The organism is Ensifer sp. Root31 (assembly GCF_001424825.1).
GTDB classification, from domain to species: Bacteria; Pseudomonadota; Alphaproteobacteria; order Rhizobiales; family Rhizobiaceae; genus Ensifer; species Ensifer canadensis.
In genome coordinates this window covers 205,975-219,007 of record NZ_LMCO01000065.1, presented here as the reverse complement: position 1 = coordinate 219,007, position 13,033 = coordinate 205,975, and the positions used below count along the sequence as shown (strand labels likewise).

The window sequence follows — 13,033 nt, the reverse complement described above, 5'->3', positions numbered from 1 at the left end:
CGTCATCGACGCCGGAATCGGTTGGAGCATTTTCTTAACGGGCACGTATCATCATCAGCCGCCGCGAGCGAACGCCGACACATCGTCGGGCCGTTCGCCCATCGCAATTGGGCATGGTGCTGGACTGTCTGTCACGGTGAGGACGCGAAATGGGCCCGGTAAACGATAACGTATCTGAAATCCTGATCGACAAGGTCGCGGACTGGCTCATGCGGACGTCGCTCAGCGACGAGTCGCTGGAGACGATCGTCAAGGGCTTCTGCGAGCGGCTGGCAGCTGCCGGCCTGCCGTTAATGCGCGTGCACCTTTCCTTTTCCATGCTGCATCCGCTCTATGACGCGCTCGGCTTCACCTGGGCGCGCGGCAAGGGCGTCGAGGTCAGCGGCCTGCGGCACGAGGAACTCGCGCTCAATCCGGAGCGATTCCTGCGCAGCCCCTACTATTACCTGCTCAACAACAATCTCGAGCATGTCCGTCGGCGCCTCTACAAGGATACGCCGTCCGAGTTCCCGATCTTCGACGAGCTGAAGGAACAGGGGGCGACCGACTACATCGCCTTCATGCAGTCGCTCGGCGCCGATTCCGGCCACGGTATGGTCGGCTCCTGGACGACGGACCGCCACGGCGGCTTCACCGATGACGTCATCGGCGCGCTGTTGCGCCTGCAGAACCATCTCGCTGTTGCGGCCAAGATGGCCGTTCTCGGCAAGCTCGCCGACAACATGCTGACCACCTATCTCGGCTCGAGCGCCGGCCGCCGCGTGATGAGCGGGCAGGTCCGGCGCGGCGACGGCGAGACGGTGCGTGCGATCCTTGTCATGGCGGATATGCGCCGCTCGACCATGCTTGCCGAAAAGGAGGGCCGCCAATCCTATATCGAAACGCTGAACGGTTACTTCGATGCGATTGCTGCGCCGTTCAACCGCAACGGCGGCCATATCCTCAGCTTTGTCGGTGATGGTTTCCTGGCAGTCTATCCCTGCGGCCGGCACAAGGAACCTTCCGAATTTGCCGCGCGCGAGGCGTTCGGCGCGGTGCGCGCCGCAACCGCGCGCATGGAATTGCTCAATTCCGAGCGGCGCAAGCAAGGGCGTGACCCGATCGGCTATGGCGTTGGGCTTCATGTCGGCAATGTAATGTTCGGCAATGTCGGCCTTCGCGACCGGTTGACGTTCTCGGCCTTCGGCTCTGCGGTCAACGAGGTGCAGCGGCTGCAGAACCTGACGAAGAAATACGCCCACAGCGTTGTCGCCAGCGAGGCTTTCGCCAATTATTGCGGCGGCGACTGGACCGCGCTCGGGCAGGAAAAGCTGCGCGGCGTGCGCCAGAAATTCACCATTCTCTACCCAAATGAGGCAGCGCTTCTGCCAAAGCCGGATGAGCGCCTCGATGATGTTTTGCAGGATGGACTTTCGGAAGCAGAGCATGTCATGCTGCTCCATCGCAACACCCGCCCGCTGCAACCGCCGCGTGGCCTTATCGACAAGATGCTTCAGTAAGGACCTCAATGTTCCGAGCAGCCCTCATCGTCGCGAGCTTCTTCATCACTGGCGTTGCAGCAGCGCAGCCGTGGGAAACCAAGCTTTTCGACGGGTTCGAGGGAAAGGATTTCTCGCCGGACGGCGGGCTCTACTACCGGGAGAATTTCGAGCAGAGCGCGGGGACGGCCGAGTTTCAGAGCATCGTCAAGCGCAACGGTAATGGCGGACTGAAGCTGAGCGTCGTGCCGATCTGTCCGGATTCGCTCGACGGCTGCAGTGAGAGAGCGGAAATCTGGGAGAAGACGGCGCTGCGGGTGCCCTACGACCAGGGTATTTGGTACGGGTTCTCCATGAAGTTTGCCGACCCGATCCCCTCAGGCGATCATCGTTATCTCGTGGCGCAATGGAAACGCGAGATCGACCCGGGTGCTGAAGGCGATTTCAGCCCGTTCCTGGCGTTGCGCATGAACTTCGGCAAGTTGTTCGCAACTATCGAGACCAATTATATCGCGCCGGTTTCCACCGGGCCGGACGGGGTCGCCGCCGCCTGCAGGCCGGGTGAAGTGCCGGTATGGGGACGCCCGGGCGTCAACCAGATGCGCATGCTTGTGGCCGCTGATCCCGCGTGGAAGACGGATGACGGCAATCTGTTCAACGCCTGCACAGATGCGATCACGGTGAAGAACCACGGCAATCCATTGCCCGATCCGAAGTCGGGCTGGATCGATTTCGCGATTTATACGAAGCCGGGCGCCGACGGTACCGGCCATATCGAGCTCTTTGCCAATGGTAAGCCGATCATCACGGTCAAGGGCCATGTCGGGCATGCTGACAAGGGGCTCGGCCGTAATCAGTATTTCAAGTTCGGCCCCTATCGCGCGGCCGATGCGACCGACTGGACGCTCTATTATGACGATTTCCGTCGATCGCCGCGCTGCGCCGACGTGCTGCCCCAAGAAACTTGCCCTCTTCCCTGAGATTGCGACGCGACCGTAAACTATGCTGTGGTTGCAAGGGGCTAAGCTGGACAGCCCCCTGAAGCTGCGATAGTCTTTTTTAGAGGCGGCGGATACAAGGGCAATGAGGGAAGTGTGTTGTGATGACATCAGGGGCGGACCTGCTTCGAGTTGAAGGTCTGCGGATCACATTCTCGGTGCTCGGCGGTGAAGTTGAAGCCGTCAAGGAAGCGAATTTCAGAATTTTGCCAGGAAAGGTGACCGCCCTCGTCGGTGAGTCCGGTTCCGGGAAATCGGCCATCAGTCAGGCCGTCATGGGTATCCTGCCGAATGTCGCGCGGGTCGGTGGACATGTCCTGTTCAACGATCCGGCGGCCAAGGGCAAGCCGATCGACCTGCTTTCGCTGGAGCGCGAAGGTGAAGAAATACGTGCCTTGCGCGGCACCCGCATCAGCAAGATCTTCCAAGAACCGATGACGTCGCTGTCGCCGCTTCACACGATCGGCAACCAGATCTCCGAAGTCTTGAAAATTCATACGGATGCGGAAAAAGCTGAAAGGCGCGCCAGAACGGAAGAGCTTCTTGGTTATGTCGGGTTTTCGAACCCGAAGCGTGCCTATGATATGTATCCTTTCGAGCTCTCCGGCGGCATGCGCCAGCGTGCCATGATCGCCATGGCGCTGATCTGCCGACCGGCGCTGCTGATCGCCGACGAGCCGACGACTGCGCTCGATGTGACGGTGCAGGCGCAAATCCTGCAGTTGCTGCGCGAGCTGCAGGTCAAGCTCAACATGGCGATGCTGTTGATCACCCACGACCTCGGCGTGGTTGCCAATATGGCCGACGAAGTCGTGGTGATCTATCACGGCCAGATTGTCGAAGCAGGTCCGGTCGATGCGATCTTCCGCAATCCGCAGCATCCCTATCTCAAGGGCCTGATGGCCGCGGTCCCGCATTTCGACATGAAGCCGGGCGAGCGGTTGAAGGCATTGCGGGAGGTGCCGGTCAAGGCTGGGACACTGCTGGGTGCCAAGGCCTCCACTAGGGCGGTTGGCCCCGACGTTCTCCTGTCCGTACGCAACCTTTCCAAGACCTATGGAACGCGCAAGACCTCGTGGTTCGGCAAGAAGGACCCGTCTCGCCATCGCGCGGTGGACGATGTCAGCTTCGATATCCGTCGTGGCGAGTGTCTGGGTCTGGTCGGCGAGAGCGGCTGCGGCAAGACGACGGTCAGCAAGATTTTGATGCGGGCCATCACGCCTGATGGCGGCAGCGTCAGCTTCGATGACGGCGAAGGTCCGATCGACGTGCTCAAGGCGGAAGGTGATGAGCTGAAGACGCTGCGCTCGAAGATCCAGATGGTTTTTCAGGATCCGGTGTCGTCGCTCTCGCCACGCATGACTGTCAGGAATATCCTGAGCGAGCCGCTCGAAATCCACGGGCGCGGAACGGCGAAGTCGCGTGTCGAGACGGTGCGCTCGCTGCTGCAGGCCGTCGGGCTCGACCAGCGGTTCGTCAACCGCTATCCGCATAGTTTTTCCGGCGGCCAGCGCCAGCGCATCGGTATCGCGCGGGCGCTCGCTCTGGTGCCGCAACTGCTGATCTGTGACGAGCCGGTATCGGCGCTCGACGTTTCCGTCCAGGCCCAAATCCTCAATCTGCTCAAGGATCTGCAGAAGGAACTTGGGCTTACATGCCTGTTCATCTCGCACAATCTCGCGGTGGTCGACTATATGGCCGACCGGATCGCGGTGATGTGTGCGGGGCGCATCGTCGAACTCGCGCCGCGCGAAGTTCTGATGCGCAAACCGGTGCACCCCTATACGAAGTCGCTGCTCGCTGCCGTCCCCTATCCGGATCTCGATCGTCCGCTGGACTTCGATCTGCTCAAGGCCATTGAGGGGTCGGACATGCGGCGCTGGGGACCGCAGTTCAGCGACGACGGCGAGGAAGGTGCGCTTTTTCCTGCTGACCTCGGTGGCGACCACTATGTTCTCGCGCGCAAGTCAGTGGATGCAAGGGAGTTACGGCCATGATCACTCGCCGAACTGCGCTCGCCCTGCTCGCAACAGTGGCGTTTCCCAAGTACCTTCTTGCAGCGGCAAGCGAGCCGAGATTTTTCGAGGCGCTTGTCGCCGAGGGAAAGCTGCCACCCGTCAATGAACGGTTGCCGAAGACCCCGCGCGTCATCAACGTTGCGGCCATGGGACGCCAGCCAGGCAAACACGGCGGCACCGTGCAGAGCCTGATTGGCAGCGCGAAAGACATACGGTTGATGACCGTTTACGGCTACTCACGCCTGGTCGGCTACGACGAAGAACTCGAACTGCAGCCGGACGTGCTCGAAAGCTTCGAGACGGTCGAGGACCGGATCTTCACGTTCCATCTGCGCGAGGGACACAAGTGGTCGGACGGAAGCCCGCTTACGACGGACGATTTCCGCTACTGCTGGGAAGATGTTCTGCTCAACGAGAAACTGAGCCCGGCGGGCCTGCCGATGGCGCTGGTGATCGACGGCGAGGCGGCAAAGTTCGAGGTGCTCGACGAGCGGACCGTGCGCTACACCTGGTCCACGCCCAATCCCGATTTTCTGCAAAAGCTCGCCGCACCACAGCCCTTGGTGCTGGTGATGCCGGCGACGTACCTCAAGCAGTTCCACGATAAATATCAGGATGAGGACAAACTCAAGGCGCTTCTGAAGGAGCAAAGGGTCAAGAAGTGGAACCAGCTGCATATGCGCATGGCCCGTTCCTACCGCCCGGAAAATCCCGATCTGCCGACGCTTGACCCGTGGCGCAACACAACATCCTTGCCGGCCGAGCAGTTTGTCTTCGAGCGTAACGCCTTCTATCATCGGGTCGATGAGAACGGGTTGCAGCTCCCCTACATCGACAAGTTCGTGCTCAACGTCAGTTCTCCGGCGCTGATCCCGGCGAAGGCCGGCACCGGCGAGAGCGACCTGCAGGCGACAAATATCGACTTTATCGACTACACCTTCCTGAAAGATGCGGAAAAGCGCTATCCGGTAAAGGTTCTCCTCTGGAAGAAGACGCAAGGCTCACGGGTCGCGCTGCTTCCCAATCTCAATTGCTCCGATGCGGTCTGGCGGTCGTTGCTGCAGGATGTGCGCGTCCGCCGGGCGCTGTCGCTGGCGATCGATCGTTCTGAAATCAACAAGGCCGTCTTCTACGGACTGACCAAGGAGAGCGCCGACACTGTCCTGCCGGACAGCCCGCTGTTCCGGCCGGAGTTCGCCTCCGCCTGGATCGCCTACGACCCGGTGCAGGCCAATGCGTTGCTGGATGAGGCTGGCCTGACGAACCGCGGCAGCGATGGCATTCGTATTCTCCCTGACGGCCGTGCCGCTCAGATCGTCGTTGAGACCGCAGGCGAAAGCACCCTGGAGACCGATGTCCTGCAGTTGATCACCGACTACTGGCAGAAGATCGGCATTTCGCTCTTCATCCGCACGTCGCAACGCGACACCTTCCGCAGCCGTGCCGTCGGCGGTGAGATCGTCATGTCCATGTGGTTCGGACTCGACAATGGTGTGCCGACTGCGGACATGAACCCCGGCCAATTGGCGCCGACTGCGGACGATCAGCTGCAATGGCCGGTTTGGGGGCTCAACTATCTCTCGCATGGTGAGATGGGGCAGGCGCCCGATCTTCCGGCCGTCGTTGAGCTAACCGAGCTTCTGCAGCGTTGGCGGCACTCGGCCGAGGATGCCGAGCGCACCGAGGTCTGGGAGAGGATGCTGTCGATCTACACCGACCAGGTCTTCTCGATCGGCATCGTGAATGCCTCCCTGCAGCCAATTCTCGTTGCCAACAAGATCAAGAATGTCCCGGAAGCAGGGCTCTACGGATTCGATCCGACGAGCTATTTCGGCGTCTACAAACCCGATACGTTCTGGATCGAGCAGGAAGGCTGACATGCTGCGATACATCCTCTGGCGCATCGCGGCGATGGTCCCGACCTTGCTCATCATTTCAGCGCTCGTCTTCACCATCATTGAGCTGCCGCCCGGCGACTACTTCGAGAGTTACGTCGCCGAGATCAGGGCGCAGGGCGAAGGCGTCAACATGGAGCAGATCGAGGCTCTCCGGAAGGAATACGGCTTCGATCAGCCGCCGCTGCTGAGATATGTTCATTGGCTCGGCGGCATGCTGCAGGGCGATTTCGGCTACTCCTTCGAGTACGAACTGCCGGTCAGCGCCGTCGTCGGCGACAGGATGTGGCTGACGATCCTCGTCTCGTTCGTCACCATCATCTTTACCTGGCTGATCGCCTTCCCGATCGGCATCTACTCCGCGACTCACCAGTATAGCTGGGGCGATTATGGGCTGTCGCTGGTGGGGCTGATTGGCATAGCCATTCCGAACTTCATGCTGGCGCTGATCCTGATGTACTTTGCCAATATCTGGTTCGGCATCTCGATCGGCCATCTCATGGACCAGAAATATCTGGCAGAGCCCATGAGTTGGGCGAAGGCGAAATCGATCCTCGAACATATCTGGATACCGGTCATCATCGTTGGTGCGGCGGGGACCGCCGGCATGATCCGGCGTCTGCGCGCCAACCTGCTTGACGAATTGCAGAAGCAGTATGTCGTGACCGCCCGCGCAAAGGGGCTTTCGCCAATGCGTACGCTGGTCAAGTATCCGCTCAGGATGGCGCTGAACTTCTTCATCTCGGATATCGGTTCCATCCTGCCGGCGATCATTTCCGGCGCGGAAATCACCGCGATCGTGCTGTCTCTCGAAACGACCGGCCCGATGTTGATCAAGGCGTTGCAGAGCCAGGACATGTACTTGGCCGGCTCGTTCCTGATGTTCCTCGCATTTCTGACCGTCATCGGCGTGCTGATTTCCGATCTCGCGCTCGCCATTCTTGATCCTCGGATACGGCTGCAAGGCAGGAGCACCAAGTGACGTCATTCCTTCCGGCGCCCGGCGAACCGCTGCCGCACTACGTATCGACAGCACCATTCGATCCCTATTCCGTCGAAGCGATGACGGAAGAACAGGTGCGGGTTAACCAGGCTTCGCAGCTGCGGCTAATGTGGTGGAAGTTCCGCCGGCACAAGCTGGCGCTGATATCAGGCATTTTCCTGGTCGCGCTCTACCTGATGATCGCGATCTGCGAGTTCCTCGCACCCTACAATCTGCACACGCGCAATGTGGATTACATCTATGCGCCGCCGCAGTCTGTGCACCTGTTCCACGAGGGGAAGTTCGTTGGCCCGTTCGTCTACGGGCGGACGATGGAACTCGATATGGAGACGCTGAAGCGCAACTACACCGACAACCTGCAGGACGTCGAGCCGATCCGCTTCTTCTGCCGCGGTGACAGCTACCGCTTCTGGGGCCTGTTCGAAAGCAATGTGCACCTGGCATGCCCGGCAAAGGACGGTCAGCTCTTCCTGCTCGGCACCGACCGGCTCGGCCGCGATGTCCTGTCGCGCATCATCTATGGTGCGCGCATTTCGCTGACGATCGGCCTTCTCGGCATTACGGTGAGCTTCGTGCTCGGCATCGTCATCGGCGGTCTCGCCGGCTACCACGGCGGTGTCTTCGATCTCATCGTCCAGCGCATCATCGAAGTGCTGCAATCGATCCCGAGCATTCCGCTCTGGCTGTCGCTGGCCGCAATCATGCCTGCGACCTGGAGCCCGATCCTGATTTATCTGGGTATCACGATCATCCTCGGGCTTCTCGACTGGACCGGGCTTGCCCGAGCGGTGCGTTCGAAACTGCTTGCGCTGCGCGAGGAGGACTACGTTCTTGCCGCGCAATTGATGGGCGCAAAGAGCGGCCGCATCATCGGTCGACACCTGGTTCCGGGCTTCATGTCCCATCTCATCGCCACTGCGACCATTTCCATTCCAGGGATGATCCTCGGCGAAACGGCGCTGAGCTTCCTCGGATTGGGGCTGCGCCCCCCGATCACCAGCTGGGGCATCCTGCTGACGGAGGCGAAAAGCGTGAGCGTCATCGCCTTCTACCCCTGGCTGCTATTCCCAACGATCCCGGTCATTTTTGTGATTTTGGCGTTCAACTTCTTGGGAGACGGGTTGCGCGATGCCGCCGATCCCTACAAATGAGGTTCGTTTCGACGCCGGCCGCAAGCCGGCGTCGCGAGTTTTGATTCGTTTTTTCCTGAGCGAAAGGTTTCTGGCATGACGCGGCGCTTAGAAGATGCCCGGATACTCATGTACAGCCATGACACTTTCGGGCTCGGCCACCTGCGCCGATGCCGCACGATTGCGCATTCGCTGGTGGAAGATTATCGGGGTTTGAATATCCTGATCATATCGGGTGCGACGATTGCCGGCGCCTTCGATTATCGCGCGCGCGTCGATTTCGTGAAGATTCCGAGCGTCATCAAGCTGCACAACGGCGACTACACGTCTCTCGATCGCCATATCGAGTTGGACGAGACGTTGAAGATGCGCCAGTCGATCATCCGTCACACGGCGGAAACCTTCAAGCCAGACATCTTTATCGTCGACAAGGAGCCGATGGGGTTGCGAGGCGAGGTCGAGGAGACGCTCACCTATCTCAAGGCCCATGGCACGACGCTCGTTCTCGGCCTGCGCGAGGTGATGGATGCGCCGCATCTGCTCGAAGCGGAATGGAAACGCCGCGACACCATGCGCAAGATCGAGCAGTATTACGATACGATCTGGGTTTATGGGCCGCCCGACTTCTACGACCCGCTGACGGAACTCGAGGTGCCGCCCGCCGTGCGCGAGCGCATGAACTTCGTCGGCTTCCTGCAGAGGAGCGTACCGCGCGAGGAATTGCCCGGTCACAAGCCGGAAGGCGACTATATTCTCGTCACCACCGGCGGTGGCGGCGATGGTGCCGACCTGATCCACGATTTTATTCACGCCTACCAGCAGGATCCGGAGTTGACGCATAAGGCGCTTGTGGTCCTTGGCCCCTATATGCCGGTCAAGAAGCGCGAAAAGCTGATCAAAAAAGGAAGCAAGATCCCTTTCATCAAGATCATCGAGTTCGATAATCGCATGGAAGAGCTGATTGCCGGCGCCAAGGGCGTGGTGGCGATGGGCGGTTACAACACCTATTGCGAGATCCTGTCTTTCGATAAACCGGCGCTGATCGTCCCGCGGATTCAGCCGCGCGAGGAGCAACTGATCCGTGCACGTCGTGCCGCCGAGTGGGGTCTCATCGACATGCTGCTGCCCGACGAGGCGGTGGATCCCTTGCGTTTCGCCGCCGCGTTGAAGGCTTTGCCGCAACGCGCGCCGCCGTCGAAAAGTTGTGCCAACGGCCTGCGGCTCGAGGGGCTGGTGCATATCTCCGAAATCGTAGGCGGGTGGCTCGACGAGCAGTCGAGTGAGCACCTGAGTATTGTCAAGAAATCGAGCTGAAGCATTGCCAACGGACCGCAAGATTGCCGTCATTCTGAAGGGATATCCGCGCCTTTCGGAAACCTTCATTGCGCAGGAATTGCTCGGACTTGAGAAAGCGGGGCATGAGCTGGTCCTGATCGCGCTGAGGCGCCCGACCGACGGCAAGCGCCATCCCGTGCATGACGAGATCCGCGCCGACGTGCACTATCTGCCGGAGTACCTGCACGAGGAGCCATTGCGTGTCCTCAAGGGTCTGGTGCGTTCGCTGCCGAAGCCCGGATTCTGGAAGGCGCTTGGGCTGTTTGTGAAAGATCTGGGCCGGGACCTGACGCGCAATCGCTTCCGCCGTTTCGGGCAGGCGCTGGTTCTGGCATCGGAATGGCCGGGCGATCCGCGCTGGCTGCATGCCCACTTCATCCACACGCCGGCTTCCGTCACAGCTTATGCCAGCGTCATCGCCGGTACGCCCTGGACGTGCTCGGCGCATGCGAAGGATATCTGGACATCGCCCGACTGGGAGCTTTCCGAAAAGCTCGGCCGCGCGCGCTGGACGGTGACCTGCACCCGGACCGGCTACGAGCATCTGCAGAGCCTGACCTCGCAAAAGGCCAGAGTGCATCTGAGCTATCACGGCCTCGATCTCGAGCGTTTCCCGCGTTTCGACGGCGAACATTCGAGCCGCGACGGTTCCGATGAGGCAGACCCGGTGCGCATCGTCAGTGTCGGCAGGGCGGTGGGCAAGAAGGGCTACGATGTTCTCCTTCAAGCTCTAGCCCTCTTGCCTGAGGATCTTCACTGGCGCTTCGAGCATATCGGCGCCGGCGAATTGACAGCAAAGCTCAAGGTCCTGGGTAGCGAGCTCGGTATCTCGGACAGAATTGCCTGGAAGGGTGCGCTCGATCAGACCGACGTGCTCGCCCACTATCGCACCAGCGATATCTTTGCGCTCGCCTGCCGGGTGACGGCAGATGGCGACCGTGACGGACTGCCGAACGTGTTGGTCGAAGCGTCGAGCCAGCGGCTCGCCTGTGTGTCTACGGCAATCTCGGGCGTGCCGGAACTCCTGGTCGACGGAGAAAACGGTCGTATCGTGCTCTCCGAGGACGCGAAGGCACTGTCTCTCGCCTTGGAACAGCTGATCCGCGACCCAGAGGGTCGCCGCCGGCTGGGCGCTGCCGCCGAGAAACGGGTGAGGGCGCACTTTGACCACCACTCCAGCATCGAACAACTGACGACCCTGTTTGCAAACGAATGGAAAGCGGCGTGATGCGGCAGCGGCGGGTCTTCTTTTATGTCCAGCATCTGCTGGGGATCGGCCACCTCGCCCGGGCAAGCCGCATTGCCAGCGCACTTGCCGCCGATGGTTTCGACGTCACGGTTGTCACCGGAGGCACGGCCGTTCCCGGCTTTCCAAGCGCCGACCTCAAACACGTAGCCCTGCCGCCGGTTGTTGCCGGCGACAAGGGGTTCTCCGGCCTGGCGGACGAAACCGGAAATCCGGTCGATGATGACTTCAAGGACCGCCGACGGAAGATGTTGCTTGACGCTTTTCGCACCTGCGACCCGGATGTCGTGATCTTCGAGGCGTTTCCGTTCGGTCGCCGCCAGATGCGGTTTGAACTGATGCCGCTGCTCGACCTCATCGAGGCATCGAGCCCGCGCCCACTGGTGGCGACATCCCTTCGCGATATCCTGCAGGAGCGGACGAAGCCCGGCCGTGCCGAGGAGATGCTGGATCTGGTACAGGAGCATTTTGACCTTGTACTCGTGCATGGGGATCCCGCCTTCGCTCGGCTTGAAGAGACCTTCCCTTACGCGCAGGAGATCGCCGACAAGGTTGCCTATACCGGTCTGGTCGCGGGCGATCCGCCGGCGCCGCCGTTGGAGCGTTTCGATGTGCTGGTCTCGGCCGGTGGCGGCGCAGTCGGCAAGGAGCTGATTGGCGCCGGTCTGGAATCTGCGAAGCTCCTGCCGCCGGGGCTGCAATGGTGCATGATTACCGGGCCAAACCTTCCGCAGGTCGACTATGACGCATTCGAGGCCGCCGCGCCTGGCAATGTGAAGCTGTTCCGTTTCCGGCAGGATTTTGCCAGTCTGCTTTCGGGTGCGCGGCTTTCCGTCTCGCAGGCCGGCTACAATACGGTGTGTGACATCATTCGCGCCGGTTGTGCGTCGCTGCTGATCCCGTTCACGGCGGGCGGGGAAACGGAGCAATCAACGCGTGCGGTTCGACTGGAAAAGCTCGGGCTTGCCGGTGTCCTGCCGGAGAGCGAGGTAACGCCGGCCCGATTGGCGCGCGACGTTGAAACGCAGCTCGCACGGGCCAAGCCCACGATGCCGCCGCTCGACCTCGAAGGCGCCGCCCACACGGCGGCGATCCTGCGTGAGCGGCTTTCGCAAGTGGCGGTCAAACCGTCCCGATCAGCATGAACCTTGTATATTTCTTCGTCGGCAACGCACCGACGAAATCGAGCGTCGCGAGTTTCGCCTGGTCGGCGAAAGCATCGACGGACTCGACGCAGTTGATGTGCGTCGGTTCGCTGAAGTAATCGTTCGACTGCAGGAGAACACGTGTGCCTGATGGGATCAGCGCAAGCCAGCTCCGCAGATCGGCGATGTGCTCGCAACTCGTGTTGACGATCAGGTCGGCGTCGAGGCTTGCGTAGTCGATCGCATACATGTCGGCCGTGATGGCCCGGAAACGATCGGCAAAGGTCGCGTTGAGGGTGCGGGCGACAGCCTCGACGGAGGCGTCAATGTCGTAGCTCTCAGCCATTGCGATTTCGAAGCGACAATCCTCAAGCAACATCGCCGAAAGGATGCCGTACCACCCGCCGAGAACGACGATCCGCTTATAAGACTTGCCCGCCGCTTGCAGCAGCGTGTCGCGAGCCCAGAGCTTGCAGGCAACCTGCCTATGATTGAAGGCATTGGCTATATCGGCGTCAGGGTGTCTGGCAATCACCTTGGCGATGCCATCGATCAGCGGGCTTCCGGTATAGGCGGCGATACCGCGCGTCAGGTCGAAAGCGTTTTCGTACCAGTCGCTCGCAGGAGTAGGGGGATGGCTGGTGTGTTTCATGCACTCGTTGTAAGCTGGCAGACAATCGAGTGCAATATGGGCATTTTTCGTTCCCCACGCCTTGATCCGCCGCAGGGAGGCATGAGCGCCGATCTTGAAGGTGCGTTCAGGCGTCCATTGCGGTTTTCTCGCG

General features: G+C 60.7%; 10 protein-coding genes. 9 read left to right on the top strand and 1 reads right to left on the bottom strand.

Annotation, left to right across the window (positions count from 1 at the left end; genetic code table 11):
- The first annotated feature begins 149 nt into the window (after positions 1-149).
- The 9 genes from ASD00_RS33980 (at position 150) to ASD00_RS33940 (ending at position 12,248) form a co-directional block, all read left to right on the top strand.
- Complete coding sequence (locus ASD00_RS33980) at positions 150-1,499, top strand: adenylate/guanylate cyclase domain-containing protein (RefSeq protein WP_025428527.1); 1,350 nt, start codon at positions 150-152, stop codon at positions 1,497-1,499.
- A gap of 8 nt (positions 1,500-1,507) precedes the next feature.
- A complete protein-coding gene (locus tag ASD00_RS33975; RefSeq protein WP_082523806.1) occupies positions 1,508-2,458 on the top strand; it encodes a polysaccharide lyase in 951 nt (316 codons plus the stop codon).
- Between the two features lie 122 nt (positions 2,459-2,580).
- Entirely contained in the window at positions 2,581-4,473 is a 1,893-nt protein-coding gene (locus ASD00_RS33970; RefSeq protein WP_025428529.1) for an ABC transporter ATP-binding protein, read from the top strand.
- Positions 4,470-6,371 (top strand): ABC transporter substrate-binding protein, encoded by a 1,902-nt coding sequence (locus ASD00_RS33965; protein WP_025428530.1) that lies wholly within the window; start codon positions 4,470-4,472, stop codon positions 6,369-6,371. The genes ASD00_RS33970 and ASD00_RS33965 overlap by 4 nt, the downstream gene beginning before the upstream one ends.
- Before the next feature lies 1 nt (position 6,372).
- Positions 6,373-7,371: an ABC transporter permease gene (locus ASD00_RS33960; protein WP_025428531.1), complete on the top strand. Its 999-nt coding sequence runs from the start codon at positions 6,373-6,375 to the stop codon at positions 7,369-7,371.
- Positions 7,368-8,543, top strand: coding sequence for an ABC transporter permease (locus ASD00_RS33955; RefSeq protein WP_025428532.1), 1,176 nt, complete (start codon positions 7,368-7,370; stop codon positions 8,541-8,543). Before ASD00_RS33960 ends, ASD00_RS33955 begins: the two co-directional genes overlap by 4 nt.
- A gap of 75 nt (positions 8,544-8,618) precedes the next feature.
- Positions 8,619-9,836 (top strand): glycosyltransferase family protein, encoded by a 1,218-nt coding sequence (locus ASD00_RS33950; protein ID WP_025428533.1) that lies wholly within the window; start codon positions 8,619-8,621, stop codon positions 9,834-9,836.
- A 4-nt stretch (positions 9,837-9,840) separates the two neighbouring features.
- Positions 9,841-11,085, top strand: a complete 1,245-nt coding sequence (locus ASD00_RS33945; protein WP_025428534.1) for a glycosyltransferase family 4 protein — start codon at positions 9,841-9,843, stop codon at positions 11,083-11,085.
- Positions 11,085-12,248, top strand: a complete 1,164-nt coding sequence (locus ASD00_RS33940) for a glycosyltransferase (protein WP_128090385.1) — start codon at positions 11,085-11,087, stop codon at positions 12,246-12,248. The genes ASD00_RS33945 and ASD00_RS33940 overlap by 1 nt, the downstream gene beginning before the upstream one ends.
- Here the strand turns inward: ASD00_RS33940 and ASD00_RS33935 are convergent.
- Entirely contained in the window at positions 12,226-12,900 is a 675-nt protein-coding gene (locus ASD00_RS33935; protein ID WP_025428536.1) for a hypothetical protein, read from the bottom strand. The two genes, ASD00_RS33940 and ASD00_RS33935, sit on opposite strands and share 23 nt — an antisense overlap.
- Between the last annotated feature and the right edge of the window lie 133 nt (positions 12,901-13,033).